Source organism: Streptomyces sp. NPDC039465, from assembly GCF_055639315.1.
Genome location: NZ_JBVKAP010000006.1, coordinates 172,152 through 199,055, shown reverse-complemented (window position 1 = coordinate 199,055; position 26,904 = coordinate 172,152). Strand labels below are relative to the sequence as shown.

Below are 26,904 nucleotides of genomic sequence, written 5' to 3'. Positions count from 1 at the left end.
AAGTCTCCCGGGGGATGACCCCCGGACTCCCAGCCGGGGGGTCGCCGGCGCCTGCCGTCAGCGTTCGCCGCCCGGCACCCAGAGCACGTCGCCGACCTCCTTGTTCGCTGTCCTCGCCAGGATGAACAGGAGGTCGGAGAGGCGGTTGAGATACGTCGCCGTCAGCGGGTTCATCGTCTCGCCGTGCACCTCCAGCGCCGCCCACGTCGAGCGCTCCGCCCGGCGGACCACCGTGCACGCCTGGTGCAGCAGGGCCGCCCCGGGGGTGCCGCCCGGCAGGATGAAGGAGCGCAGCTTCTCCAGCTCCTCCAGGAACCGGTCGCAGTCCGCCTCCAGCTTGTCGATGTACGGCTGCTCGACCCGCAGCGGCGGGTACTTCGGGTCCTCGACCACCGGCGTCGAAAGATCCGCGCCCACGTCGAACAGGTCGTTCTGGACCCGGACGAGGACCTTCACGACCTCCTCGCCGAGCTGCCCGAGGGCGATCGCCGTGCCGATGACCGCGTTGGCCTCGTTGGCGTCGGCGTACGCCGCGATCCGCAGATCGGTCTTGGCGGTCCGGCTCATGTCGCCCAGGGCGGTGGTGCCCTGGTCGCCGGTACGGGTGTAGATGCGCGTCAGATTGACCATACGGCCAGCGTAGTTACGCCCCGGCCGCGCCGCGGACCCGCGGGGCGGCCCCGTGCGGAATGAGCCGTACCAGTGTGATGTCCGTCAGCTGAGACGTGACGCGCATCTCTTCACGCTCACACGACCCCTCACGAACGCTAATCTCCGCCGAAGAGCCTAGAAGTAAACAGCCGTTAAGGGGTAGAACGTGGCCAGGAAGCTCGCCGTCATCGGGGCCGGACTCATGGGGTCCGGTATCGCGCAGGTCTCGGCCCAGGCGGGCTGGGAGGTCGTGCTCCGTGACGTCACCGATGCCGCCCTGACCCGCGGCACCGACGGCATCAAGGCGTCATACGACAAGTTCGTCGCCAAGGGCAAGCTCGAGGCCGCCGACGCCGAGGCCGCCCTCGGCCGCATCACCACCACCACCGACCTCGACGCGGTCGCCGACGTCGACGTCGTCGTCGAGGCCGTCTTCGAGAAGCTCGAGATCAAGCACGAGATCTTCCGGACGCTCGACAAGCTCGTACGCGACGACGCCGTCCTCGCCTCCAACACCTCCGCCATCCCGATCACCAAGATCGCGGCGGTCACCGAGCGCCCCGAGCGGGTCGTCGGCACCCACTTCTTCTCGCCCGTCCCGATGATGCAGCTCTGCGAGCTCGTCCGCGGCTACAAGACCAGCGACGAAACCCTCGCCACCGCCCGGGAGTTCGCCGAGTCCGTCGGCAAGACCTGCATCGTCGTCAACCGCGACGTGGCCGGCTTCGTCACCACCCGCCTCATCTCCGCCCTCGTCGTCGAGGCCGCCAAGCTCTACGAGTCGGGCGTCGCCTCCGCCGAGGACATCGACATCGCCTGCAAGCTGGGCTTCGGTCACGCCATGGGCCCGCTGGCCACCGCCGACCTGACCGGCGTCGACATCCTGCTGCACGCCACCAGCAACATCTACACCGAGTCCCAGGACGAGAAGTTCGCGCCGCCGGAGCTGATGCGCCGGATGGTGGACGCCGGTGACATCGGGCGCAAGAGCGGGCAGGGCTTCTACAAGCACTGAAACGCCCTTCACCCCGACGGGTGAATTCGGTCTCGGTTCGCTTACAAGGCGCAACGCTTCTGCCGGTCCGGCAGTCAGTTGTTGCAAAGACGGAGCACTCTCGGGGAGCACATATGCATATCAGGGGCGACCACGCCGAGCTGGTCGTCGGGGGCCGCCTCGACGTCCGCAGCGCGGCGGACGCCCGTACGGTCCTGCACTCGGCCGTCGACGACGGCGTCGGCGACCTGGTGCTCGATCTGACCGGCCTCGACTCCTGGGACGCCACCGGGCTCGGGGTCATCATGGGCGCGCACCGCCGGGCCGGCCGCTGCGGCCGCCGCCTGGTGCTGCGCGGGGTCCCGCCCCAGATGCAGCGTCTGCTGGTGGCGACCCGGCTGCACCGCATCCTCGCCATCGAGGGCGGTCTCGCGGCCGAGTCGCTGCCACGCGTCTGAACAGCGGTTACGGCGAGGTCACCAGGTGTGGAGCGGCTGTGAAAATCGCCCGCCCCGCCCAATCCTCACGAGAAGGTGACGTCTTGGGCGGCCTGGCACCCCGCCTGTTCACGGATACTCTGCGAAGGTCTAGGGTTCGGTCGCCCGCCGATTGACGGACCCACGCGGCGGGCACCGGACCAGAAGCGACAGCGGAGCGTGCAGATCGGCCGGGAGGGGCTTCGGCACGCGGACGCTTTTGGGGGGCTTTGGCCATGGACCCGATGAACCGAGGACCGGAAGAGCACGGTCACGACAGCGAGGCCGCCGACGGCGGCCGCCGCGAAGCCGCCCTGCCCATGGGCGGACCGATCAAGGGCAGCGGCCCGGCCTCACCCGGCCCCGCCCGCACCACCAAGATCGTCTCCGGCGATCTGCTGCTCACCATCAACCCCATAGACGGCAGCGAGATAGAGCCCTGCCCGCCGGGGGAGGCCCCGGACCGGCCGCGCAAGCGCACCGCCGACGAACGCGCCGAGCTCACCCGCGCCCTCGCCCCGCCGCTGCCCCCGGGCCCCGCCGCGGCCCAGCCGCCGCTCCTGGAACGCCAGGAGGAACGCGAACGGCTCGTACGGCTCCTGGCCCGCGGCCGCTCCGTACGCCTCACCGGCCCCGCCGGCTCCGGCCGTACGGTCCTCCTCGACACCGTCGCCGCCGACTGCGCCGACATCGCCCCCGACGGAGTCGTACGCCTCTCCGGCCACCACCGCGCCCCCGCCGAGCTGCTGCACGAGCTCTACACCACCGTCCTGCACGCCCCGCGCCACCGGCCGGACCGGGCCGGACTGCTCGCCGCCGTCCACGACATCGGCGCGGTCGTCGTCGTCGACGACCTCGAATTCGGCGGCGCCGCCCTCGACGAACTCCTCGCCGCCACCCCCGAGTGCGCCTACCTCCTCGCCGCCACCCCCGACGTGGCCGCACCGAGCCCCGACTCCCACCTCGAAGAGGTCTTCCTCGCCGGCCTCGGCCGCAGCGCCGCGCTGGAGCTCCTGGAGCACGCCGTCGACCGGCCGCTCACCGACGACGAGGCGAACTGGGCCGGCGACCTGTGGTTCGAGTCCGAGGGGCTGCCGCTGCGCTTCGTCCAGGCGGGCGCTCTGCTGCGGCAGCGCGACGCACTGCGGGCCGGACAGGGCTCCTTCGACGCCTTCGGCACTGGCGACCGGGACCCCGACGACGACACCCCGCTGCCCGACGAACTGCCCGAGATACCGCTGCCCACCCTCGGCGACGGCGCGGCCCCCGCGCCACTGCTCGCCTCCCGGCTCGGCGAGTCCGCCCGCGAGACCCTGCGCTTCGCCGTCGCCCTCGGCGGCGAAGTACCGCACCAGGCCCACCTGCCCGCGCTCGTCGGCGACACCCACGCCGACGCCGCGCTCGGCGAGCTCATGGGCTGCGGACTGCTCACCCCGGTCGGCCCCCGCTACCGGCTCGCCGCCGGCGTCCTCCCCCAGCTGGAGGCCAAGGGGTACGGCGAAGGCGCCGAGGCCCGCGCCCACACCGTCGCCCAGCACTACGCCTGGTGGGCCGGTCACCCCTCGGTCACCCCCGAACGCGCCGCCGCCGAGGCGGACGCCCTCCTCGCCGCCATGACCACGCTCGTCCCCGGCTCGGAGGCCGGCCACGCCAGCGCCGCCGTCCTGCTCGCCCGCAGCGCCACCCCCGCCCTCGCGGCCGGGCTGCACTGGGGCGCCTGGGAGCGCGCCCTGCGCACAGGCCAGGAGGCCGCCCGGATCGCCGGCGAGGTCGCCGAGGAGGCGTACTTCCACCACGAACTGGGTGTGCTCGCGCTCTGCGCCGGAAACGTCGAGCGGGCCCGCGCCGAACTGGAAGCCTCCATCGCCCTGCGCGGCGCGCTCGCCGACAAGCGCGGCACCGTCGCCGGGCGCCGGGCCCTCGCCCTGGTCGCCGACCGCGAGCGCGGCCCGCTCGCCGGGGGACGTACCCCCTCGGGCGACGCGGTGCCCGCCGCGCGGTCCGAGGAGTCGGCCTCCCTGCCCCGCGGTGTCCCCGCGGCCCGGCCGCTGCCCAGCTTCCCCGACGAGCCCGTCACCCTGATCACCCGCCAGGACACGCCCGTCGGCGGGCTGCCCAAGGTGAGCACCCGGCGCGCCCTCCTGGGCGGCGCCCGGCGCAACCTGGTCGCGGCGGGTGCGGGCGCCCTGCTCGTGGCCGTCCTCGGTACGGTCGTCACCCTCGGGGCGACCTCGGGCGACGACGCCCCGGGCGCCGACCGGGTCACCTCCGACCAGTCGGCGACCGAGGACCCCGGCGACGGCGGCCTCGACGCGTCCGAGCCGGGCGGCCAGGACGAGGCCCCCGACCCGAGCCGGCCCGGCGGCGGGCAGTCGCCGGACCCGACGGGCTCGTCGGCCCCGGGCGGCAACGGCTCCACGACGGGCGGCGGCACGGATCCGACGCCGGACGACAAGCCGTCCTCCTCGGGCAGCGCGACGGGCGGTACGACCACGGGCGGCCCGTCCACCGGCGGCTCCTCCTCGGGCTCGCCCTCGGGCGGCGGCACCACCACCACGTCCGGCAGCCCGAGCGGCTCCGGCTCCCCGTCCAGCAGCGGCTCGACCAGCGGCAGCCCCACCACCTCGGGCAGCCCGAGCGGCTCGGGGTCCCCGACGAGCAGCGGTTCGACGTCCACCGGCAGCAGCTCCACGGGCGGCACCGACCCGACGGGCGGGACCACCACCACCGGTGGGACCGAAACGAGCGGGGGGACGAACTCCGGCGGTACCGAGACGACAGGCGGCACCACCACCGGCACCGAGACGACGGGTGGCACCACCACCGGCACCGAGACGACCGGCAGCACCGCCGGCTCCCCCAGCACCACCTGACAGCCGGACGCAGACGGCGGCCCCGGGCGGATGATCATCCGCCCGGGGCCGCCACTGCTTGTTCCTGAGGCCTAGAAGAGCCGCAGCTTGTCGTCCTCGATCCCGCGCAGCGCGTCGTAGTCGAGCACCGCGCAGTCGATCCCGCGGTCCGTCGCGAGCACCCGCGCCTGCGGCTTGATCTCCTGCGCCGCGAAGATCCCCTTGACCGGCGCCAGATGGGGGTCGCGGTTCAGCAGCTCCAGATAGCGGGTGAGCTGCTCCACACCGTCGATCTCACCGCGCCGCTTGATCTCCACCGCCACCGTCGCGCCGTCGGCGTTCCGGCAGAGAATGTCGACCGGGCCGATGGCGGTCGGGTACTCGCGGCGGATCAGCGTGTATCCATCGCCCAGTGTCTCGATCCTGTCGGCGAGGAGCTCCTGGAGGTGCGCTTCCACGCCGTCCTTGATAAGGCCCGGGTCGACACCCAGCTCGTGCGAGGAGTCGTGGAGGATCTCCTCCATCGTGATGATCAATTTCTCGCCCGCTTTGTTCACCACGGTCCACACGCCCGCCTCGCCGTCGACGCCTTCCTTGAGCGTGCAGGGCGGCGACATCCAGTTGAGGGGCTTGTACGCCCGGTCGTCGGCGTGGATGGAGACACTGCCGTCTGCCTTGACCAGGATCAGACGGGGGGCGGAGGGCAGGTGGGCGGTGAGCCGGCCCGCGTAGTCCACGGAGCAGCGGGCGATGACGAGACGCATGGGGCGCAACGCTACTCGACGCATACGCTTCCGCGCGATTCGGCCCTAAAGCCCCGTTCGTTATTGGCCGGTTGTGTTCCCAATCTCCTGGTGCGGTCCGGACAGCACGCTTACCGTGGAAGCGGGAGGTTGTCGCTCGTGCACTCTGCGTGCAACACGGGGGCTCCTCCTTCCCTGCCCGTAAGACCTCGCCTTCGCGGGGTCGCGAGAGGAGAACCCATGTCGCTCGACGTCTCACCGGCGCTGTTGGAACAGGCCGAGCGAGGCGAGGTCGACGAAGCCGACTTCGTCGACTGCGTCCGGACCTCCCTGCCCTACGCATGGGAGATGATCAGCTCTCTGGTGGCCCAGCTGAAGGTGGACGGTGGCGAGTTCGCCGACAACCAGACGCCGCCGCCGGACGAGCAGGCTCGTGGTCAGCTGCTGCGCGCGCTGGCGAGTGACGCGATTCGCGGTGCGCTCCAGCGGCACTTCGGTGTGCGTCTGGCATTCCAGAACTGCCACCGCGTGGCGGTCTTCCCGCTGGACTCCTCGGTGGACGAGCGGCTGGCCCGCTTCACCTCCATCCGCGGCCAGCTGCTGAACCAGTCGCCGGAACTGCGCGACTGCTGATGCCTTGGGCTGCCGCTCCGCGTCGCGGGAGGTGCAAGGGACGCCGGGGCGGCAGCAGTTCCGTACCGCTCCACGGTGACTCAGCCGAGCCGCGGAAGCACCTCTTCGCCCAGCCGCCGTACGTTCTCCTCGGTGGCCGTGAGTTCGCCCGAGCCTTCGGCGAGCAGCGCGAAGCGGGTGATGCCGGTCCGCTCCGAGGTCGCGGCGAGCCGGTCGGCCGCCAGCCGTGGTGTGCCCACCGGATGCAGGGAACACAGGAGTTCGGTGTAGGCGACGGGGTCGCGCATCGTGCGGTGCCGGCCGTCGACCGTCACATGGGCGTCCAGCCCCTGTTTCAGCCAGCCGGGCATGGCCTTGAGCAGCACCTCGGCGGCGTCCGCCGAGCGGTCGGCGAGCTGGACGACACCGGCGGACACATGCAGCCGGGCGGCGCGCGCGACGGCGTCCGGCGCATGACCCGCCGCGAGCGCCTGCGTACGCCAGGACGCCACCATCTCCGCCTTCTCCTCGTCGCCGCAGTGCATCCCGAGCAGCATCGGCAGCCCGCGCTCGGCCGCCAGCCGGACGCTCCGCGGCGAGGTGCAGGCCAGGATCACCTCAGGCCCGTCGCCCGGACCGTCGGCGCCCCCGTCGGTGATCAGCTCGTCCGGCCGGGGCACGACCGCCACTTCACGGAAAGCGAATCGTTCCCCCTCCGCTCCCACACGGGGTTCACGCAGCCAGCGCAGCAGCAGACCGAGCGCCTCGGGGAAGCCGTGGTCGTACGCGTCGAGGCCCGCGCCGAACACCTCCAGGTCGACCCAGGGGCCACCGCGGCCCACACCGAGCGTGAACCGGCCGCCCGAGGTCAGATGGAGCAGCGCGGCCTGTTCGCCGACGGCGACCGGATGGTTCGTCGGCAGCACGGTCACCGCCGTGCCCACCCGGATCCGGCGGGTCCTGCCGAGGAGCAGCGCGGCCAGGGTCACCGCCGACGGGCAGACCCCGTACGGCACGAAGTGGTGCTCGGCCAGCCAGACGGAGTCGAGTCCCGCCTCTTCGGCCACCTCGGCGGTCCGCACCGCGCGGTGCAGTGCCTCCCCCTGTCCCTGGCCCGGGAACTGGGCGGCCAGAACAAACGTACCCACGCGCATCGCCTTCTGCCTCCTTGCTCGGCCGACGCGGCTCTCCCCCTGTTACCGGCAACAACGTCTGACACGTGCCAAAGGCAACGGCCGCCCGGGAAGTTCTTGCGATTTTCCGGCAACTAGCCCCCCTGGCGGGTGTCGTAGGGCCGATGGGGGGCGTGTACCCAGGGTTGCGGCCCGTACGCTGGATGGCGTCTTTCCCGTGTCCGTTACGAGTCGGCCCCCGTGAGGTGTTCCGTGTCCCCGCGTCGCAACCGCCCCCGTGGCGGCGAGAATCCCGCCGATCACGAGGGCGCCTCCGGCGACCGGTACGGCGGTGCCCAGCGCACCGAGTCGTGGCAGGGCGAGCAGTGGTCGGTCCGGCATGTGGCCGGCGCGAGCGCGGCCGGCAAGCGCTACCGCTGCCCCGGCTGCGACCAGGAGATCCCCTCCGGCACGCCACATGTGGTGGCCTGGCCGGAGTACGGCGGCGTCGACGACCGCCGGCACTGGCACAAGGCGTGCTGGAACGCGAAGGACCGCCGCACCTCGCGGGTGCAGCGGTCCCGTAACGCGCCGAAGTACTAGCCGGAGCACGAGCCGGCCTGCCGGAGGGTCCGGTCAGACGTCCCGGGTGTTGAGGACGGCGAAGGCGGCGCCCAGCGCAACGGCCGTGACGCCGAGCATGATCCACACCGGTTCCCAGCCGGCCGGGGCGGACTCCGAGACCCCGGACGCGCCGTAGATCGCGATGAGCTGGCTGGGGATCGAGTACTCCAGCAGCGCCTTCTGCAGGTCCTGCAGCGACTCCGACACCATGAACATCGCGGCCACCAGCGGGAACAGCATCAGGCCGATCATGATCGTGATCGCGCCGGCGGAGTGCCGGATCAGCGAGCCGACCGCGAGGGCCAGCAGCCCGAGCAGCGCGACGAACAGCCCGATACCGACGGTCGCCCGCAGCCACTGCGCTCCGGTCGCCGCCGGCGCCTCCACCATCCCGGTCTGGACGACCGCGACGAACGCCGCGATCGCCGTGGTGAGCGTGAACACGAGCAGGAAGAAGACGATCGCCTTGGCGGCCAGCACCCGGCCGCGGCTCGGGCAGGCGGTCAGCGTGGTGCGGATCATGCCGGTGCCGTACTCCGACGCGATGGTCAGCACGCCCAGGGTCATCACACAGATCGAACCGAGCAGCACACCGAAGAAGCCCATGCCGAGCGCCGGCTCGCCCTCGGTGTCGACGCCCGCGTTCGACACGATCGCCGCGACGCCCAGACCGACGCCGAGCATGAGCAGGACCATGACGCCGAGCGTCCACACCGTGGCCCGTACGGAACGGATCTTGGTCCACTCGGAGGCCAGGGCGTCCCCGAGGTTGGCCCGGCGCACCGGGATGGGGGAGGTGTACGTGCCGAACGGCGCGCCCGGCTGCTGGTACGGGGTCGTCATCGGGCGTCCTCGTCGTTCTCGCGCTTGGTCAGGTCGGGGGCGGCGGCCGGGGCCGGGGCGGGAGCGGGAGCGGCGGCGGGCGGCGCGGCCGGGGCCGCCTGCGGCGCGACGGGCGCCGCCGCGGGGGCGCCCGCGTAGGGGTTCTGTCCGGGCGGCGGCGGGGCGTACCAGCCCTGCTGCGGCACCTCGGGGATCACCGGCTGCGGCGGCGCGTACCCCGGGGGCATCGGCTGCTGGAGGCCGGCGAGCTGGTCCTCGGTGGAGCGGTAGTCCACGGCGGCCTGCGTCATCCGCATGTACGCCTCCTCGAGGGAGGCCTGGTGCGGGGAGAGCTCCCACAGCCGTACGTCCGCGTCATGGGCGAGATCGCTGATCCGCGGCAGCGCGAGCCCGGTCACCCGCAGCGCGCCGTCCGGCTCGGACAGCACCTGCCCGCCCGCCTCGGTGAGCACACCCGTCAGCTTCTCGCGCTGCTCGGGCGCGGTCTGCGGGGTCCGCACCCGGGCGAAGTCCGCGGAGTTGGCCGAGATGAAGTCCTTGACGCTCATGTCGGCGAGCAGCTGGCCGCGGCCGATCACGATCAGATGGTCGGCGGTGAGCGCCATCTCGCTCATCAGATGGCTCGACACGAAGACCGTGCGGCCCTCGGAGGCGAGCTTCTTCATCAGATTGCGCACCCAGAGGATGCCCTCGGGGTCGAGACCGTTGACCGGCTCGTCGAAGAGCAGCACCTGCGGGTCGCCAAGCAGCGCGGCCGCGATGCCCAGCCGCTGGCCCATGCCGAGCGAGAAGCCCTTCGAGCGCCGCTTGGCCACGTCCTGCAGACCGACGACACCGAGCACCTCGTCGACCCGGCGCGCCGGGATGCCGGCCAGCTGCGCCAGCGACAGCAGGTGGTTGCGCGCGCTGCGCCCGCCGTGCACGGCCTTGGCGTCGAGCAGGGCGCCGACCTGCCGGGGCGCGTTCGGCAGCTGCCGGAAGGGATGTCCGCCGATGGTGACATGGCCGGAAGTCGGCTGGTCGAGACCGAGGATCATGCGCATGGTTGTCGACTTCCCGGAGCCGTTGGGCCCCAGGAAGCCGGTGACGGCGCCGGGCCGCACCTGGAAGGAAAGGTTGTACACGGCCGTCTTGGCGCCGTAGCGCTTCGTCAGGCCGACTGCCTCGATCATTCTCCAGCCCCATCGACAGGTCAGGTGTCGTCGGGGCAGCGGCCCGCGGCCGGAAGCCCCCCGTAAGACTTAGGAGGATATCGAGCCGTTGACGGTTCCGCCGAAGCCGGACGAAGACGACGGCGCCGGATGGCCGGACGGAAGGGCGGCCTGGCGGTCGGTCAGGCGTCCCGCTTCTTGATCACCAGATAGCCGCCGATCAGGGCAGCCGCCACCCAGATCAGCATGATCCCGAGTCCGCCCCAGGGCCCGTACGGCGTCTTCTCGGTGTTCATGGCCTCCGGGACCACCTGCATGATCTTGGCGCCGGCCTGGTCGGGGAAGTACTTCGCCACTTCCTTGGCCTTCGGTACGGCCGAGAGGATCTGCGAGATCAGGAAGAAGAACGGCACCAGGATGCCCAGCGACAGCATCGACGAACGCAGCATCGCCGCGACACCCATCGAGAACAGCGCGATCAGCCCCATGTAGAGCCCGCCGCCGATCACCGCGCGCAGGACGTTGTCCGCGCCCAGGGTCGTCCGGTGCTCGCCGAGCAGCGCCTGCCCCAGGAAGAACGACAGGAAGCTGGTCGCCAGCCCCACCACCAGGGCGAGCGCCGTGGCCACCGCGATCTTGCTGAAGAGGAAGGTGGCCCGCTGCGGGACGGCGGCCAGGGAGGTGCGGATCATGCCGGAGCTGTACTCGGTGCCCACCACCAGCACACCGAAGACCACCATCGCGAGCTGCCCCAGGATCATCCCGGAGAAGCTGATGAAGGTCGGGTCGAAGGTGGCCTGCTCGGCGGGGGAGAGCTCGTCGAAGGTCGCCTTCATCAGCGCGCAGAGCGCCGCGCTCATGGCGACGGTCACCAGCAGCGCGCTGGCCAGCGTCCAGGTGGTCGACGAGACCGTACGGATCTTGGTCCACTCGGACTGGAGGACCGCGGGTACCGATGCCATGCTCACTTCCCCTGGGAGGTCGTGCCCCACCGGGGCGCCTGGTCGCCCCACCGGGGCCCGCTGATCGTGCCGGGATGTACGTCCGTACCGTGCGCGTGGTACTCGACCGCGCCCGCCGTCATCTGCATGAACGCCTCCTCCAGCGAGGCGCGCTGGGAGCTCAGCTCGTGCAGGACCAGCTGGTGGCGGGCGGCGAGCTCACCGAGTGCCTCCGTGGTCGCCCCGTCGATCTCCAGGGTGCCGTTGCCCGACTCGACGGCCTGATAGCCGTGCTCGTGCAGGAGGTCGCGCAGCCGCTCCTGCTGCGGGGAGCGAAGCCGTACAAAACTCCGGGAGTTCTGCTGGATGAAATCGGCCATCGATGTATCGGCGAGCAGTCGCCCCTGCCCGATGACGATCAAGTGATCGGCGGTCAGCGCCATTTCGCTCATCAGATGGCTGGAAACGAAGATCGTCCGGCCTTCGGCCGCCAACGCCTTCATCAGGTTGCGGATCCAGTGAATTCCCTCGGGGTCCAGACCGTTGACGGGTTCGTCGAACATAAGAATCTCCGGATCGCCCAGCAACGCAGAGGCGATTCCCAGGCGCTGGGCCATGCCGAGCGAAAATCCTTTGGACTTCTTCCGGGCCACCGTGCTCAGCCCGACCGTGTCGAGCACCTCGGCGACCCGGCGCTCCGGAATGCGGTTGGACTGCGCCAGGCAGAGCAGGTTGTTGTACGCCGAGCGACCGCCGTGCATCGCCTTGGCCTCCAGCAACGCCCCGATGTACTTCAGCGGTTCCTCAAGATCGCGGTAGTGCTTCCCGTCGATCCGGACCCTTCCGCTGGTCGGATTGTCCAGATCGAGCATCATCCGCATCGTCGTCGACTTCCCGGCGCCGTTCGGCCCCAGGAACCCCGTCACCACACCCGGCCGGACCTGGAACGAGAGATGGTCGACCGCCACCTTCGTGCCGAACCGCTTGGTGAGACCCTCGAGCTCGATCATGTCGCCACGCTACGGGCGCACAAAGCCCCCCGCCACCGGAGTGACAGGGGGCTCGGCAGAACGAGACGTTCGGCATCTTTTTGGGGCTCGGTTCGCCTCCGGGCGCTTTGAGCGTGCGTCGACGGTCGATCGTGCTCGGTCCCTCGTTCCTCGGGACCTCCGCGCCTTCTCCCTTTCGACGCCCGCGCGCCCTTCGGCTCACTCGCCAGGCGGTCGTGGTTACCGGGACTGCTGGGCCGGGACGCCGCGGGTGGCCGGCTCGTCGTCGATCGGGGAACCGGCCGCGGCCACCGCCGCACCGGTCAGCGTCGCCAGCATCTCGCGGACGTTGGTCAGCTGCGCGTTGATCGAGTCGCGGCGGTTGGTGAGCGCCGCCAGCTCGCGCTCCGATTCGCTGCGGATCCGGTCCGCCTTGGCGTTCGCGTCGGCCACGATGTCCTCGGCCTGGCGCTGCGCGGTCTCCACCGTCTGGCGGGCCCGGCGCTCCGCGTCCGTACGCAGCTTCTCGGCCTCCAGGCGCAGCTGCTCGGCGCGGTGCTCGATCTCGGCGAGACGCTTCTCCGCCTTCGCCTGACGCGAGGCCAGGTCCCGCTCGGACTGCTCGCGGCGCTTGGCCAGGTTGGTCTCGAAGTCGGCCGCCGCCTGCGCGGCCTTGGCGCGGGTCTCCTCGAAGAGGGCGTCCGCCTCCTCACGCTTCGACTGCGCGTCCTTCTGCGCCTCGGCGCGCAGCGAGTTCGCCTCGCCCTGGGCCTTCTCGACGATCCGAACGCCCTCGTCCTCGGCCTTCGCCTTGCGCTCCGCCGCGAACGACTCGGCGTCGTTGCGCACCTGCTGGGCGGCCGACTCGGCCAGCTCGCGGTGCTGCTCGGCGGCGCGACGGGCCTCCTCGCGCAGATCCTTCGCCTCCTCCTCGGCGAGACGGAGGATCTTCTCGACCCGCGCGCCAAGACCGGCGTACGACGGTTCCGCGTCGCTGACCTGGGCCTGAGCGTTCTGCGTTTCGAGGTGGAGCTCCTCGATGCGCTTTTCCAGAGAGGTGATTCGGGCCAGAGCACTGTCTCGGTCGGCGACGAGCTTGGTAATGCGGTCGTCCACCTGACCGCGGTCGTAACCACGCCGCACGAGCTCGAAGCCGAAGGGGGAGGAAGTGTCGCTCATGGGGTTCCTGTCGAATGAGACCGGTGAGGTGTTAGGGGGAATCCTAGGGGTCGAAGCGGCGTGTCATCGAGCGGATGCCCGTTTGATCTGGAGAATGTCCAGCCTTTTGAGTGGCTAGCCGTCGGACGACTTGCCACTCGAACGTGTAACCCCCGCCGAGACAGCCGTCTTGCCCCCGTCCTTCGAGCCGGCTGACGGTGCCTCGAATGATTCCAACGCCTCAAGAACATCCTGGACACGGGAGATCTCCGCATTGATGTCCTCGCGGCGGCGCACCAGGACCTCCAGTTCCCGCTTGCCCTCCGCGATCATGGCATCGGCCTCGGCCTCGGCGTCCGCCTTGATCTTTTCCGCCTCGCGCACCAGCGTGGCCTTCTTCTGCTCGGCCTCCTTGAGCAGCGCCTCGGCCTTCTTGACCGCCGCGATCCGGACCTTGCCCGCCTCCGAATTCGCCTCGGCCACCAGCGTCTTGACCTTCTCCTCGGCCTCCTGCTGCTGCTGGGTCGCGGCGGCCACCAGCTTGTCGACCCGCTCGCCGGCCGTCTTCATCTGCTCGGCGCTCTCCCGGCGGGCCCGCTCGTGCAGCTCCTCGATCTCGGCCTCGGTGCGCGAACGCAGCTCCTCCGAACGCTCCCTTATCGCGGTGGCGTCCCGGCGCGCGCCGACGAGCAGCTCGTCGGCGTCAGTACGGGCCTTCTCCACCAGCGTGTTGCCCTCGACGGTCGCCTCGGCGACGATCCGCTCGGCTTCCTTGCGGGCCGCGCCGACCATCGTGTCGGCCTGCGACTCCGCCTCGGTGGTGGCGCGCAGCGCCTCCTCCTGGGCCTTCGCCATCAGCTGGTCCGCCTGCTCGGCGGCGTCCGCGCGCCGCTTGGCCGCGGCCTCGCGCGCCTCGTCGAGAGTACGGTCCGCCTCCTCGCGCGCCTCGGACCGCATCTGCTCGGCCGCGGCCTCGGCCTCGGCCCGGCCGCGCTCGGCCTCCGCCCGGATCCGCTCGGCCGCCTGCTGCGCCGAGCCGACGGTCTCCGCCGCCTCCGCGCGCAGCCGCTCGGCCTCGCCGGACGCCTCGGCGGTCACCCGCTCGGCCTCGCGGGTCGCCTCACCGATCAGCTGGTCGGCCTGCTCGGCCGCGTCCGCGCGCCGCTTGTCGGCGGCCTTGCGGGCCTCGTCGAGGACCTGCTCGCCTTCGGTACGGGCCTCGGCGCGCATCCGCTCCGCGTCCGCCTCGCCCTCCGCCCGCACCCGCTCGGAGTCCGTACGGGCCTGTGCCGCGTCCTGCTCCGCCGCGGCGAGCAGCTCGGCGGCCTCGGCGGTGATCCGCTCGGCCTCGCTCGTCGCCTCGCCGACCAGCCGGTCCGCCTGCTCGGCCGCCTCGGAACGGATCCGGTTGGCGTCCTCCCGGGCGTCCGCGCGGGTGCGCGACGCGTCCTGCTCGGCCTGGGCCAGCGAGTCCGTCGCCTCGGTCCGTACCCGCTGCGCGTACTCGGCGGTGTCCGTGCGCAGCTTCTCGGCCTCGGCGATCGCGTCCGTGACGGTCCGCTCGGCGAGCGCCTTGGCCGCGTCCGCCTCCTCCTTGGCGCGGGTGCGGGTGCGGTTGGCGTCCTCGGTGGCCCGCTCCCGCTCCTCGTAGGCGTCGGCGCGGACCCGGTCGGCCTCTTCCTGCGCCTCGGTCCTCGTCCGCTCCGCCGCGTGCTCGGCGGCGCTGCGCAGGCCGGCGATTTCCTCCTCGGCCTGCTCCTGCAGCCCGGCGACCGAGTCCCGTACCTGCTGGGCGGTCTGCTCGGCCGCCGACACCATCTCCGTGGCGCGCCGGTCCGCCTCCTCGACCAGGCGCTGCGCCTCGGTCTGCGCCTCCTCGACCCGCTTGCGGGCGGAGGCGAGCAGCTCCTCGCTCTGCTGACGGGCCTGCGCGCGCTCGCCGTCGGCCTCGGCACGGGCCGACGAGAGGGTCTCCTCGGCCTCGCGGCGACGCCGGTTGGCCTCCTCCTGGGCGGCCGACAGCGCCTCGGCGGCCTCGGCCGCGACCCGCTCGGCCGCGGCGGCGGCCTCGGCCCGTACCCGGTCCGCGGTGTCCTGTGCCTCCGACTTGAGCCGCTCCGCCTCGGCGGCGGCCTCGGACCGCAGCCGTACGGCGATGTTCTCGCCCTCGGCGCGGGCGGTCGACGCGTCGGCCGCCGCCTCGTTGCGCAGCCGCTCGGCCTCCTGCTCGGCCTGGGCCTGGAGTGTACGGATCCGCTCGGCGGCCTCGGTACGCAGCCGCTCGGTCTCCTCCGCGGTCTCCCGGCGCATCCGCTCGGCCTCGGCGCGGGCGTCGGTCAGCTCCTGCCCGGCGGTGGTCAGCCGGGTCTCGGCCTCGGTGTGCAGCCGGGCCAGCTCGTCCGCGGCCTCCGCGGCGCGGGCCTCGGCGGCCCGCTCGGCGTCGGCGCGCACCTCGGCGGCGGCCCGGTCGGCCGCCGTCCGCACCGACTCGGCCTGCTCCTCGGCCTCGGTGCGCAGCTGCTCGGCCTCCGCGCGGGCCCGCTCCAGGGCCTCCTCGGCCTGGCTACGGAGCGTGGCGGCACGCTCGGCCGCCTCGGTGCGGACCCGCTCGCTGTCCGCGGTGGCGCCGGAGCGCAGTTCGTCCGCGTCGGCCTTCGCCTTGGTCAGCAGCTCCTCGGCGGTCTTGGCCGCCTCCTCGATCTGCTGGACGGCCTCGCGGCGGGCCTCGCCGCGGATCCGCTCGCCTTCGGCGATGGCCTCGGCCCGCAGCTGCTCGGCCTCGCCGCGCAGCCGGCGCGCCTCCTCCTGGAGCTCGACCGTCTTGGCGCGGTACTCCTTGGTGTCGTCCTTGGCCGCGCCCTTGAGCTGGTCGGCCTGCTCTTCCGCCTGCGAGCGCAGCCGCTCGGCCTCCGCCTCGGCCTCGCGGCGGATCCGGTCGGCCTCCTCGGACGCCTTGCGGGTGGTCTCACGGGCGTCATCGGACGCCCTGGTCAGGACCTCCTCGGCGGTCCGGGCCGCCTTGGCGAGCTGGGCCGCCGAGTCCTCGGCCGCGGCCGTACGGGCCTTCTCGGCCGCTTCCGCGACCAGCTTCTCGGCCTCGGCGCGGGCATCGGCGAGCGCCTGCTCGGCCTCGCTCTTGAGGGTCTCCGACTCCTTGGTGGCCTCGCCGACGAGCCGGGCGATCTCCGCCTTGGCGGTCCGGGTGCGCTGCTCGTTGACGGACTCGGCGCTCGCCAGCTGCCTGGCCGCCGCGTCCTTCGCCTCGGCCAGCGTCTTCTCGGCCTCCGCGCGGGCCTCGCGCAGCCGCTCCTCGGCCTCCTGCATCCGCTGCTCGGCGGCCCGGCTGAGCTCCGCGGCCTGCTGACGGGCCTGGTCGGACTCGGCGGTGGTGGTGGAGCGCAGCTGCTCGGCGTGGCTGGTGGCCTCCTGGGCCTGCGTGGAGGCGGCGTTCAGCAGCCGCTCGGCGTCCTTGCGGGCGCGCAGCAGGATCGCCTCGGCCTCGGCGCGGGCGGACTCCGCCTCGGCGCCGAGGCGCTGGCGGGCCTCCTCGGCGAGCCGGGTGGCCTCGGCGCGGGCGGCGGCCAGGGACTGCTCGGCCTCGGCGCGGGACTCCTCCATCAGGCGCCTGGCCTGGGACTCCGTACGGGCGCGCAGCTGCTCGGCCCAGGCCACGTTCTCGTTGACGTGGGCCTCGACGGTCTGGCGGCGCTCGGCGAGCTCCTGGTCCAGGCGCTGGCGGCGCTGTACCGCCTCGGTGTGCAGCTCGGCCTGGAGGCGGGCCTGGTGTTCGGCGTGCTCCTGGAGGATCCGCTGGGTCTGGGCGCGGGCCTCGCGCAGCTCACGCTCGGCGTCCGAGCGCAGCTGGTCGGCCTGGATCTGGGCGTTACGGAGCAGCTGCTCGGCCTGGTAGCCGATGTCGGCGCTGTCGTAGGCGGGCCGGGACGCGATCGTGCGGCGCGCCTCGTGGAGCTTGGCGCGCAATACCTCGACCTGGTAACCGAGGTCCTCGGCGTGCTGGACGGCCTTCTCCCGCTCGGTCTTCAGCCGGTCCATCTCGGCCTCGAACCGCGAGAGATGGTCGTCTTCAGCCCGGTGGCTCTCCTGGCGTTCGTAGCCCCGCACTGCGCGGTCCCATCCGTCCCCTGGTCGCAACTCTCTCCAAACGAGCACCGTTCGCCGGCGAACGGCCCCCCGGGGAATGGTGTCAGATCAATCACGACACCGCGGCACGGCCCCGATCCGGCCCCGGCCCGGAGCCGCCACTCTACCGGGCCAGGAATCGGGAGGTCAGTGCTCGGCTGAGGAGGAGTCAGCGGACGGCTGTGCCGAGGTGACCAGCTCGGTCAGTACGCCGTGGCAGTCCTTGGGGTGCAGGAAGGTGATCCGGGACCCCATGGACCCGATGCGCGGCTCCTCGTACAGAACCCGCACACCCTTTTCACCGATGGCCCGGGCGTCGCCGTCGACGTCCGCGGTGCCGAAGGCGATGTGGTGGACGCCCTCGCCGTTCTTGGCCAGCCACTTGCCGACCGCGGAGTCCTCGCGGGTGGGCTCGAGCAGCTGGAGGTAGGAGGCGCCGCCGTCCGAGGTCTCGTTGATCTTGAGCATGGCCTCACGGACACCCTGCTCTTCGTTCACCTCGGTGTGGAACACCTCGAAGCCGTAGGTCGCACGGTAGAACTCGACAGTCCTGTCAAGGTCGAAACAGGCGATCCCGATGTGGTCGATACGCGTCAGCATGCCTCTAGTGCAGCGCTCCGGAGGCTGGTTACGCAACGTGCGCGCGATCACACTGACTGGCCGATGACCGAGGCCAGTACCGCTCAGTACATTGAGGTAAACCCTCGTTCACTCCTCATCCAAGGGGCCGTGCCTCATGTCTGGAACGACCGGTACCACTTCAGTGATCGTCGCGGGCGCCCGGACGCCCATGGGCCGTCTGCTCGGCTCGCTCAAGTCCTTCTCCGGCGCGGACCTCGGCGGATTCGCCATCAAGGCCGCGCTCGACCGGGCGGGCATCGGCGGCGATCAGGTGCAGTACGTGATCATGGGCCAGGTGCTCCAGGCGGGTGCCGGCCAGATCCCCGCCCGCCAGGCCGCCGTCAAGGCGGGCATCCCCATGAACGTCCCGGCGCTGACGATCAACAAGGTCTGTCTGTCCGGTCTGGACGCCATCGCCCTGGCGGACCAGCTGATCCGCGCGGGTGAGTTCGACATCGTGGTCGCCGGTGGCCAGGAGTCGATGACCAACGCCCCGCACCTGCTGCCCAAGTCCCGGGACGGCTTCAAGTACGGCGCGATCGAGATGCTCGACTCGATGGCGTACGACGGTCTGACCGACCCGTTCGAGACGATCGCCATGGGCGAGTCCACGGAGAAGCACAACACCCGGCTCGGCATCGCCCGCGCGGACCAGGACGAGATCGGCGCGCTGTCGCACCAGCGCGCGGCCGCCGCGCAGAAGAACGGCATCTTCGAGGCCGAGATCACCCCGGTCGAGATCCCGCAGCGCAAGGGCGAGCCGGTCGTCTTCGCCAAGGACGAGGGCATCCGCGCCGAGACCACGGTCGAGTCCCTCGGCAAGCTGCGTCCGGCGTTCGCCAAGGACGGCACGATCACCGCCGGTACGTCCTCGCAGATCTCGGACGGCGCCGCCGCGGTCGTGGTGATGAGCAAGGCCAAGGCCGAGGAGCTCGGTCTGGAGTGGATCGCCGAGATCGGCGCCCACGGCAATGTCGCGGGCCCGGACAACTCGCTCCAGTCCCAGCCGTCCAACGCCATCCAGCAGGCCCTGAAGAAGGAGGGCCTGAGCGTCGAGGACCTCGACCTCATCGAGATCAACGAGGCCTTCGCCGCGGTCGCCGTGCAGTCAATGAAGGACCTGGGCGTTACCCCGGAAAAGGTGAATGTGAACGGTGGCGCGATCGCGCTGGGGCACCCCATCGGCATGTCCGGCGCTCGGGTCGTCCTCCACCTGGCGCTGGAGCTGAAGCGGCGCGGCGGCGGGGTCGGCGCGGCCGCCCTGTGCGGCGGCGGCGGCCAGGGTGACGCCCTGATCGTGCGCGTGCCGGGTAAGTAAGACTCGACGAACGGAGCTGCGTGATGGTGGACGTCCCCCAGCTGGTCGCCCAGGCACGGGAGGGCCGGCCGCGGGCCGTGGCCCGGCTGATCTCACTCGTGGAGGGGGCGTCCCCGCAGCTGCGTGAGGTGATGGCGGCGCTGGCCCCGCTGACCGGCGGGGCGTACGTGGTGGGCCTGACCGGTTCACCCGGCGTCGGCAAGTCCACGTCGACGTCCGCGCTGGTCTCGGCATACCGCCGGGCCGGCAAGCGGGTCGGCGTGCTGGCCGTGGACCCCTCGTCGCCGTTCAGCGGCGGCGCGCTCCTCGGCGACCGGGTGCGGATGTCGGAGCACGCCTCCGACCCGGGCGTCTACATCCGGTCCATGGCCACCCGCGGCCATCTGGGCGGTCTGGCCTGGGCGGCGCCGCAGGCGATCCGGGTCCTGGACGCGGCCGGCTGCGAGGTGATCCTGGTCGAGACCGTGGGTGTGGGCCAGTCGGAGGTGGAGATCGCCTCCCAGGCCGACACCTCCGTGGTGCTGCTCGCGCCGGGCATGGGCGACGGGATCCAGGCCGCGAAGGCGGGCATCCTGGAGATCGGCGACGTGTACGTGGTCAACAAGGCGGACCGGGACGGCGCCGACGCCACCGTCCGCGAGCTCAACCACATGCTGGGCCTGGGCGAGTCCCGGGGGCCGGGCGACTGGCGGCCGCCGATCGTGAAGACGGTCGCCGCCCGCGCGGAGGGCATCGACGAGGTCGTGGAGGCCCTGGAGAAGCACCGGGCGTGGATGGAGGAGCGCGGCGTGCTCGCCGAGCGCCGCCGGGCGCGTTCGGCGCGCGAGGTGGAGACCATCGCCGTCACGGCCCTGCGCGAGCGGATCGGCGATCTGCACGGCGACCGGCGCCTGGACGCGCTGGCGGAGCGGATCGTCGCGGGCGAGCTCGACCCGTACGCGGCCGCGGACGAGCTGGTGCGGACGCTGACGAACGGCTGAGCCGGCAGCTGTAACCGGCCGGCCCGGCCCCCTGGCTCGGTCGGTTACGGCTTGCCGCGCCGGCCGCGCAGACGGTCGGCGACGGGCGAGAGTGACTCGCGTAGATCGGCGAGCGCCTCGGGCGACAGCAGATCGATGAAGTGCTTGCGGACGGACTCCACGTGGTGCGGCGCGACCTTGCGCATGGTGTCCATGCCGTGGTCGGTGAGGACGGCGTACAGCCCGCGCCGGTCCGACTCGCAGTTCTCGCGGCGGACCAGGCCCGCGTTCTCCATCCGGGTGATCTGGTGCGAGAGCCGGCTCTTGGACTGAAGCGTCGCCGCCGCGAGGTCGCTCATGCGCAGGCGTCGCTCGGCCGACTCGGAGAGGTTCACCAGGATCTCGTAGTCGTTGTTGGTCAGGCCGAACGGCTGGAGGTCCTTCTCCATCTGGTACGTCAGCATCCTGTTGACGTCCAGGTAGGTGCGCCAGGCGCACTGCTCGGCGTCGGTCAGCCAGCGGGTCCCCTCGGAGGAGCTCTGAGGGAGGGTGGCGGTCTCGGTCTCCATATATGGATTCTACCTAAGAAGTTGAATACTGGACGAAGTTGGGGAGTGTGACGCCGGATACGGTCGGCGCGTTCGCGCGTTCGACTGGCGGGGCCCCCGGGTCCCCGCACACAAAGGCGCAGACGTTCGAGGACGTCACACTCCGCAGACTACCGCTCACAGGCCGAAGCGACGCTGGAGGTCTCCGAGCTGTCCGGGAAGGCGCGGTACCGAACCGGCCGATCCATGGCCAAAACCGGCTCCGCCCTGGCCGCCAGGCACCCCCGGCTCGTGCGGCACGGCGCCCGTCGGCTGCTCCGCCATCAGCGTCTCCGTCGACTGGAGCAGGACCGTACCGGCCCCGACGAACTCGAACTGGTGCTCCTCGCCGGAGACGCCACCCAGGCCCGTCAGCGCCCGCACACCGCCCATCACACCGGTCATGTACCCGTGGTCGTAGTGGTGACACGGCGAAGGGCAGTCCGCCCAGCCCACCAGCGCCTGCGGGTCCACCCGCAGCGGCGGCTCCATGAAGACCACCGGACCGTTCGACGCCGCCACGAACTTCCCCGTGCCGATCAGCGTCACGAACCCCGGCACGATCGACTGCTTCAGCGCCAGCGAGGGCTGATAGGCCAGAAGGTTGCCGGAACGGATGGTCAGATTGCCCTCGTCCAGGTCGAACGAGTTCACATCGAAGGCCCGGTCCGCCAGCAGCATCTTGCCGCTGCCCTCGGCCACCACCCAGTCGCTCGCGTGCAGCGGCGAATGGAAGCTCGTGCGCAGCAGCCGCTCGAACCGGCCATGGCCGATGCCGTTGAACTCGATCTGCCCGTAGTAGGCGATCATCTTGCCCTTCTGCAGGAACCACTGGGACCCCTTGAGCTCCACGCAGAAGGTGTACGGATTGACGTTGTCGTCCGACGGAAGGGTGTGGGGGTCGAAAACCACAGGGGCGCTCACAGCTTCTCCTCCGACGCCTGGACGTACACCGCACCACTGCCGCTCAGCTCCAGCTGGAACGCCTCGCCCGAGCCGCGCCCCACCATGTCGCGCCAGCCCAGCGCGGTGGAGAGCTTGTTGCGTACGTCCCCGTGGTGGGCGACATACGCCTGCGGGTCCACATGGACCGCCCGGCCCGGGGTGACCGGCAGCTCGATCACGCCGCCGTGGGCCATCACGGCCACCGCGCCATGACCCTTGAGGGTCGTGGTGAACAGCCCCTGGCCCGTGACCTGGCCGCGCACCATGCCCATGACGCCGCCCTGGGCGCCCATGAACATCGTGCCCTGCTCCAGGGACCCGTCGAAGGCGAGCAGCCGGTCCGCCTCGACGTACAGGGTGTCGCCGGTCAGCTGGATCACCTGGATGTGGTGGCCGCCGTGACCGAACATGACCGTGCCGCTGCCCTCGACGGTCATCAGCGGGGTCGCCTCACCGGCCACCCGGCGGCCGATCATCGACATCACGCCGCCCTGGCCGCCGGCGATGTTCGGCGTGAAAGTGACGTCGCCGCGGTAGGCGAGCATCGCCCCGCGCTGGCTGAACATCCGTTGGCCGGGCACGAGCGTGGCCTCGACCATCTTCGAGTTGATCTCCCGGAACGGCATCACACGTCACCCCCGATCGTGTTGCGCTCACTGGGCTGCACGTACACGATCCCGTCGCCCTCGAAGCGGATCTGGAACGCCTCGCCGCCGCCCTCGCCCATCAGCGTGCGGAAGGTCACACCGGACTGGAAGCTCTGCTGGAGGTTGCCCTGGTGGGCGATGTACGCGCCGGGGTCGACGGAGAGCGGGTACTGCGGGGTCACCCGCAGCACCACCGCCGGGCCGTCGGACATGATGGCGGCCTGGCCGCTGCCCTCGACGGTGGTGGTGAACAGGCCGTTGCCGGTCGCCCCGCCGCGCAGCCCGGTGAAGCTCGTGCCCGTACGCAGGCCGCCGTCGGTGCAGAGCAGATTGCTCGCCTCGACGTACAGCTTGTCGCCGTGCAGCGAGACCAGATTGATCTCGGACGCCCGGTCGGCGAAGTAGCAGGTGCCCTGCCCCTTCACCTCCATCACGGTCATCTGCTCGCCGGTCAGCCGGCGGGTGACCATGCCGCGGATGCCCTCACCGCCGCCGGACATCTTCTTGAACGCCATCTGGCCGTCGTACGCGACCATCGAGCCGTTCTTCGCCTTGACGGTGTCGCCGGTCATGTCGACAGCGAGCACTTTGCTGCCTTGGAGTCGAAACGTTGCCACGGGGTGACGGTACTTGCCCCGCGCCGCTCCCCGACAGGGCCCAATGCCCCGGTCAAAGTCCCGGCAAGGACGGCTGCCACAATAGGGGGCGCTTGTGCATCCATTCACAAGATCACCGGCCCCTCCCACCGAAGGTGACCCCGTGGACATCAAGACCGCCTCCTCCCTCCACCGACTCCGACTCGTCTCCGCCCCGGAGGCCGTCTCCTTCCTGCTCCTGCTGGTCTGCTCGGTGCTCAAGCGCACGACCGACTTCAACGCCGTGCCGGTGATGGGCGCGATCCACGGCATCCTCTTCATCCTGTACGTGCTCTTCTGGCTGGACGCCTGGAACCGCACCAAGTGGCAGTTCAAGACCGCCGCCCTCTACTTCGTCCTCTCCGTCCTGCCGCTCGGCGGCTTCTTCGCCGAGCGCAAGCTCAAGCGCGAGGCCGAGGACGCCGTCATCGCCTCCCGCGCCCGCCGCGAGGGCACGGTGAACGCGTGATCGTCGCCTTCTCGGTCACCCCGCTGGGCGTGGGCGAAGAGGTCGGAGAGTATGTCGCCGACGCCGTCCGGGTCGTCCGCGAGTCCGGGCTGCCGAACCGTACGGACGCGATGTTCACCTCGATCGAGGGCGACTGGGACGAGGTCATGGACGTCGTCAAGCGCGCCGTCGCCGCCGTCGAGGCGCGCGCCCCGCGGGTCTCGCTCGTACTCAAGGCCGACATGCGCCCCGGTGTCACCAACGGGCTCACGAGCAAGGTCGAGACCGTGGAGCGGCACCTGTCCGCCTGAGGGCCCGCCCTGCCCAACCTGCGGGTGACACCCGAATGCTTCGAAGCCCCCGGCCATCGCGGTCGGGGGCTTCGCGCTGAGGAATCTCCCCTTTCTTGGGGATATCGACCTCGCTCGACAGCTGGAGGCACGTCGCCGATCGCGCGGTGAGTACGAGGGGCAATCCGCCATGTCTGTGGCCGGGCATCCAGCCCCCTCGGGCGACGGTGGACGGGCCGGTCATCGTGACATAACGGTCAGTCGGCGTCGGGCTGCGACACCGCGATGCCCGACGGGGTCGTCCTCGTCCTGGAGGTCCGCGGGACCGAAGTGCGAGACGGGGCTGACCAGCATGTGACCAGTCGGTAAGGTCGTGCCGTGCCGAAACCGCTCAGCCTCCCCTTCGACCCGATCGCCCGCGCGGACGAGCTCTGGCAGAACCGCTGGGGCCCCGTGCCGTCGATGGCCGCGATCACCTCGATCATGCGCGCCCACCAGATCCTGCTCGCCGAGGTCGACGCGGTCGTCAGGCCCTACGGACTGACCTTCGCCCGTTACGAGGCGCTGGTCCTGCTCACCTTCTCCAAGGCCGGTGAGCTGCCGATGTCCAAGATCGGCGAGAGGCTGATGGTCCACCCCACGTCGGTGACGAACACCGTCGACCGGCTGGTGAGGTCCGGCCTGGTCGACAAGCGTCCCAACCCCAACGACGGGCGCGGCACGCTGGCCTCGATCACCGACAAGGGCCGCGAGGTGGTCGAGGCGGCCACCCGTGACCTGATGGAGATGGACTTCGGGCTCGGGGTGTACGACGCGGAGGAGTGCGCCGAGATCTTCGCGATGCTGCGGCCGCTGCGGATCGCGGCGCACGACTTCGAGGAGAAGTAGGCTGCGGTCGGGTCAGCGCGCTTCCCCGCCGACGCGGTGGTGGTCCACTGCTGTGGATTTTGCTGAGCGGCACGATGCCATGCTCCCCGCGTAAGCGGGGATTTTTCGGGCGGTTACGCTCGTAGCCATGAAATCCAGCGTGCTGACCCGCTACCGCGTCATGGCGTACGTGACCGCGGTCATGCTCCTCATCCTCTGTGCGTGCATGGTCGCGAAGTACGGCTTCCGCACGGGCGAGGACGTGACCTTCGCGGTCTCCCAGGCCCACGGTGTGCTCTACTTCATCTACCTGATCTTCGCCTTCGACCTCGGCTCCAAGGCGAAGTGGCCGTTCGGCAAGCTCCTGTGGGTGCTGCTGTCCGGGACCATCCCTTTCGTCGCCTTCTTCGTCGAGCGCAAGGTCGTCCGCGAGACGCTTCCGCTGGTCAGCGGCGCGGAGCCGGCTCCTGCCAAGGCCTGACCCCTGGCCTCCGTACAAATGTGCGGAGGCTTCCCATCGACATTTACTAGGACGTCCTAGTAAATTCGAGGGTATGGACGCTGACGCCATCGAGGAGGGCCGCCGACGCTGGCAGGCCCGTTACGACGCGGCCCGCAAGCGGGACGCCGACTTCACCACGCTCTCCGGTGATCCCGTGGAGCCGGTCTACGGGCCCCGGCCCGGTGACACCTACGAGGGCTTCGAGCGGATCGGCTGGCCCGGTGAGTACCCCTTCACCCGCGGCCTCCACCCGACCGGCTACCGCGGCCGCACCTGGACGATCCGGCAGTTCGCCGGGTTCGGCAACGCCGAGCAGACCAACGAGCGGTACAAGATGATCCTGGCGGCCGGCGGCGGCGGGCTCTCCGTCGCCTTCGACATGCCGACGCTCATGGGCCGCGACTCCGACGACCCCCGCTCGCTCGGCGAGGTCGGCCACTGCGGCGTCGCCATCGACTCCGCCGCCGACATGGAAGTCCTCTTCAAGGACATCCCGCTCGGCGACGTCACCACCTCCATGACCATCAGCGGGCCCGCCGTGCCCGTCTTCTGCATGTACCTGGTCGCCGCCGAGCGCCAGGGCGTCGACCCCGGCGTCCTCAACGGCACGCTCCAGACCGACATCTTCAAGGAGTACATCGCGCAGAAGGAGTGGCTCTTCCAGCCCGAGCCCCATCTGCGCCTGATCGGCGACCTGATGGAGCACTGCGCCTCCGCCATCCCCGCCTACAAGCCGCTCTCCGTCTCCGGCTACCACATCCGCGAGGCCGGCGCGACGGCCGCGCAGGAGCTCGCGTACACCCTCGCCGACGGCTTCGGCTACGTCGAGCTCGGCCTCTCCCGCGGCCTGGACGTCGACGTCTTCGCGCCCGGCCTCTCCTTCTTCTTCGACGCGCACCTCGACTTCTTCGAGGAGATCGCCAAGTTCCGCGCCGCCCGCCGGATCTGGGCGCGCTGGATGAAGGAGGTGTACGGCGCCAAGACCGACAAGGCCCAGTGGCTGCGCTTTCACACCCAGACCGCCGGCGTCTCGCTCACCGCCCAGCAGCCGTACAACAACGTGGTCCGTACGGCCGTCGAGGCGCTCGCGGCCGTCCTCGGCGGCACCAACTCCCTGCACACCAACGCCCTCGACGAGACCCTCGCCCTGCCCAGCGAGCAGGCCGCCGAGATCGCGCTGCGCACCCAGCAGGTGCTGATGGAGGAGACCGGCGTCGCCAACGTCGCCGACCCGCTGGGCGGCGCCTGGTACGTCGAGCAGCTCACCGACCGGATCGAGGCCGAGGCCGAGAAGATCTTCGACCAGATCAAGGAACGCGGTCTGCGCGCCCATCCGGACGGCCGGCACCCGATCGGGCCGATCACCTCCGGCATCCTGCGCGGTATCGAGGACGGCTGGTTCACCGGCGAGATCGCCGAGTCCGCCTTCCGCTACCAGCAGGCGCTGGAGAAGGGCGACAAGCGGGTCGTCGGCGTCAACGTCCACCACGGCTCGGTCACCGGCGACCTGGAGATCCTGCGGGTCAGCCACGAGGTCGAGTGGGAGCAGGTCAGGGTCCTCGGCGAGCGCAAGGGCCGCCGGGACGACGCCAAGGTGCGCGCCGCGCTGGAGGCGATGCTGACGGCGGCCCGGGACGGATCCAACATGATCGCGCCGATGCTGGATGCCGTACGGGCGGAGGCCACGCTCGGCGAGATCTGCGACGCGCTGCGGGACGAGTGGGGCACGTACACCGAGCCCCCGGGCTTCTAGGGCGTGTTTCGGCCCGGGAGGCGCCGCCGCACCCCCCGGCGCCGCC

At 71.2% G+C, this 26,904-nt stretch carries 26 protein-coding genes; 12 read left to right on the top strand and 14 right to left on the bottom strand.

Translation table 11 applies throughout. The annotated features are described in order from the left end of the window. Positions 1–57 precede the first annotated feature (57 nt). Positions 58–630, bottom strand: a complete 573-nt coding sequence (locus ACZ7LT_RS21305) for a cob(I)yrinic acid a,c-diamide adenosyltransferase (RefSeq protein WP_471237635.1) — start codon at positions 628–630, stop codon at positions 58–60. A gap of 187 nt (positions 631–817) precedes the next feature. Here ACZ7LT_RS21305 and ACZ7LT_RS21300 point away from each other — a divergent pair, with 187 nt between their 5' ends. From ACZ7LT_RS21300 to ACZ7LT_RS21290, 3 genes are all read left to right on the top strand, one after another. Continuing rightward, complete coding sequence (locus ACZ7LT_RS21300) at positions 818–1,666, top strand: 3-hydroxyacyl-CoA dehydrogenase family protein (protein ID WP_471237634.1); 849 nt, start codon at positions 818–820, stop codon at positions 1,664–1,666. Positions 1,667–1,779: 113 nt separating this feature from the next. Further along, the gene (locus ACZ7LT_RS21295) at positions 1,780–2,103 is read left to right on the top strand and encodes an STAS domain-containing protein (protein ID WP_019889522.1); all 324 of its coding nucleotides are present in this window, start codon (positions 1,780–1,782) and stop codon (positions 2,101–2,103) included. Between the two features lie 254 nt (positions 2,104–2,357). Next, complete coding sequence (locus tag ACZ7LT_RS21290; RefSeq protein WP_471237633.1) at positions 2,358–4,994, top strand: P-loop NTPase family protein; 2,637 nt, start codon at positions 2,358–2,360, stop codon at positions 4,992–4,994. Between the two features lie 71 nt (positions 4,995–5,065). On the opposite strand, the gene nucS is transcribed toward ACZ7LT_RS21290, so the two are convergent. Continuing rightward, entirely contained in the window at positions 5,066–5,737 is a 672-nt protein-coding gene (gene nucS, locus ACZ7LT_RS21285) for an endonuclease NucS (protein ID WP_471237632.1), read from the bottom strand. Between the two features lie 219 nt (positions 5,738–5,956). Here nucS and ACZ7LT_RS21280 point away from each other — a divergent pair, with 219 nt between their 5' ends. Beyond that, complete coding sequence (locus tag ACZ7LT_RS21280) at positions 5,957–6,349, top strand: SCO5389 family protein (protein WP_471237631.1); 393 nt, start codon at positions 5,957–5,959, stop codon at positions 6,347–6,349. 80 nt (positions 6,350–6,429) lie between these two features. Here ACZ7LT_RS21280 and ACZ7LT_RS21275 read toward each other — a convergent pair whose 3' ends face one another. After that, the gene (locus ACZ7LT_RS21275) at positions 6,430–7,482 is read right to left on the bottom strand and encodes an LLM class flavin-dependent oxidoreductase (protein ID WP_471237630.1); all 1,053 of its coding nucleotides are present in this window, start codon (positions 7,480–7,482) and stop codon (positions 6,430–6,432) included. Between the two features lie 231 nt (positions 7,483–7,713). Between ACZ7LT_RS21275 and ACZ7LT_RS21270 the strand changes: the two genes are divergently transcribed. Continuing rightward, complete coding sequence (locus tag ACZ7LT_RS21270) at positions 7,714–8,043, top strand: ATP/GTP-binding protein (RefSeq protein WP_471237629.1); 330 nt, start codon at positions 7,714–7,716, stop codon at positions 8,041–8,043. Positions 8,044–8,076: 33 nt separating this feature from the next. Here ACZ7LT_RS21270 and ACZ7LT_RS21265 read toward each other — a convergent pair whose 3' ends face one another. The 7 genes from ACZ7LT_RS21265 to mce form a co-directional block, all read right to left on the bottom strand. After that, entirely contained in the window at positions 8,077–8,907 is an 831-nt protein-coding gene (locus tag ACZ7LT_RS21265) for an ABC transporter permease (protein WP_471237628.1), read from the bottom strand. Beyond that, a complete protein-coding gene (locus ACZ7LT_RS21260) occupies positions 8,904–10,079 on the bottom strand; it encodes an ABC transporter ATP-binding protein (RefSeq protein WP_471237627.1) in 1,176 nt (391 codons plus the stop codon). The genes ACZ7LT_RS21265 and ACZ7LT_RS21260 overlap by 4 nt, the downstream gene beginning before the upstream one ends. A gap of 161 nt (positions 10,080–10,240) precedes the next feature. Beyond that, a complete protein-coding gene (locus ACZ7LT_RS21255) occupies positions 10,241–11,020 on the bottom strand; it encodes an ABC transporter permease (protein ID WP_471237626.1) in 780 nt (259 codons plus the stop codon). Between the two features lie 2 nt (positions 11,021–11,022). Next, on the bottom strand, positions 11,023–12,009 hold the full coding sequence (locus ACZ7LT_RS21250; RefSeq protein WP_471237625.1) for an ABC transporter ATP-binding protein: 987 nt from the start codon (positions 12,007–12,009) through the stop codon (positions 11,023–11,025). A gap of 219 nt (positions 12,010–12,228) precedes the next feature. Further along, entirely contained in the window at positions 12,229–13,167 is a 939-nt protein-coding gene (locus ACZ7LT_RS21245) for a coiled-coil domain-containing protein (protein WP_019889532.1), read from the bottom strand. 114 nt (positions 13,168–13,281) lie between these two features. Then, entirely contained in the window at positions 13,282–17,268 is a 3,987-nt protein-coding gene (gene scy / locus ACZ7LT_RS21240) for a polarized growth protein Scy (RefSeq protein ID WP_471237624.1), read from the bottom strand. A gap of 165 nt (positions 17,269–17,433) precedes the next feature. After that, positions 17,434–17,886: a methylmalonyl-CoA epimerase gene (mce, locus tag ACZ7LT_RS21235; RefSeq protein WP_471237623.1), complete on the bottom strand. Its 453-nt coding sequence runs from the start codon at positions 17,884–17,886 to the stop codon at positions 17,434–17,436. A gap of 136 nt (positions 17,887–18,022) precedes the next feature. Here mce and ACZ7LT_RS21230 point away from each other — a divergent pair, with 136 nt between their 5' ends. Together ACZ7LT_RS21230 and meaB are read left to right on the top strand one after the other, a co-directional pair. Beyond that, the gene (locus tag ACZ7LT_RS21230; protein ID WP_471237622.1) at positions 18,023–19,225 is read left to right on the top strand and encodes an acetyl-CoA C-acetyltransferase; all 1,203 of its coding nucleotides are present in this window, start codon (positions 18,023–18,025) and stop codon (positions 19,223–19,225) included. A 23-nt stretch (positions 19,226–19,248) separates the two neighbouring features. Further along, entirely contained in the window at positions 19,249–20,205 is a 957-nt protein-coding gene (meaB, locus tag ACZ7LT_RS21225) for a methylmalonyl Co-A mutase-associated GTPase MeaB (RefSeq protein WP_471237621.1), read from the top strand. Between the two features lie 44 nt (positions 20,206–20,249). Here meaB and ACZ7LT_RS21220 read toward each other — a convergent pair whose 3' ends face one another. From ACZ7LT_RS21220 to ACZ7LT_RS21205, 4 genes are all read right to left on the bottom strand, one after another. Then, positions 20,250–20,753 carry a MarR family winged helix-turn-helix transcriptional regulator gene (locus ACZ7LT_RS21220; RefSeq protein WP_471237620.1) on the bottom strand — a complete coding sequence of 168 codons (504 nt, stop codon included), beginning with the start codon at positions 20,751–20,753 and terminating at the stop codon, positions 20,250–20,252. Positions 20,754–20,909: 156 nt separating this feature from the next. After that, a complete protein-coding gene (locus ACZ7LT_RS21215; RefSeq protein ID WP_471237619.1) occupies positions 20,910–21,695 on the bottom strand; it encodes an AIM24 family protein in 786 nt (261 codons plus the stop codon). Then, on the bottom strand, positions 21,692–22,342 hold the full coding sequence (locus ACZ7LT_RS21210; RefSeq protein ID WP_471237618.1) for an AIM24 family protein: 651 nt from the start codon (positions 22,340–22,342) through the stop codon (positions 21,692–21,694). The genes ACZ7LT_RS21215 and ACZ7LT_RS21210 overlap by 4 nt, the downstream gene beginning before the upstream one ends. Then, positions 22,342–22,935 (bottom strand): AIM24 family protein, encoded by a 594-nt coding sequence (locus ACZ7LT_RS21205; RefSeq protein WP_471237898.1) that lies wholly within the window; start codon positions 22,933–22,935, stop codon positions 22,342–22,344. Before ACZ7LT_RS21205 ends, ACZ7LT_RS21210 begins: the two co-directional genes overlap by 1 nt. 187 nt (positions 22,936–23,122) lie before the next feature. Here ACZ7LT_RS21205 and ACZ7LT_RS21200 point away from each other — a divergent pair, with 187 nt between their 5' ends. The 5 genes from ACZ7LT_RS21200 to ACZ7LT_RS21180 all read left to right on the top strand — a co-directional run bounded on the left by ACZ7LT_RS21200 (position 23,123) and on the right by ACZ7LT_RS21180 (position 26,858). After that, a complete protein-coding gene (locus ACZ7LT_RS21200; RefSeq protein WP_471237617.1) occupies positions 23,123–23,467 on the top strand; it encodes a DUF3817 domain-containing protein in 345 nt (114 codons plus the stop codon). Then, entirely contained in the window at positions 23,464–23,757 is a 294-nt protein-coding gene (locus ACZ7LT_RS21195) for an MTH1187 family thiamine-binding protein (protein ID WP_471237616.1), read from the top strand. Before ACZ7LT_RS21200 ends, ACZ7LT_RS21195 begins: the two co-directional genes overlap by 4 nt. 357 nt (positions 23,758–24,114) lie before the next feature. Then, positions 24,115–24,624, top strand: a complete 510-nt coding sequence (locus ACZ7LT_RS21190; protein ID WP_471237615.1) for a MarR family winged helix-turn-helix transcriptional regulator — start codon at positions 24,115–24,117, stop codon at positions 24,622–24,624. A gap of 127 nt (positions 24,625–24,751) precedes the next feature. Next, a complete protein-coding gene (locus ACZ7LT_RS21185) occupies positions 24,752–25,084 on the top strand; it encodes a DUF3817 domain-containing protein (protein ID WP_471237614.1) in 333 nt (110 codons plus the stop codon). A 73-nt stretch (positions 25,085–25,157) separates the two neighbouring features. Beyond that, positions 25,158–26,858, top strand: a complete 1,701-nt coding sequence (locus ACZ7LT_RS21180) for an acyl-CoA mutase large subunit family protein (RefSeq protein WP_471237613.1) — start codon at positions 25,158–25,160, stop codon at positions 26,856–26,858. Positions 26,859–26,904: the final 46 nt, after the last annotated feature.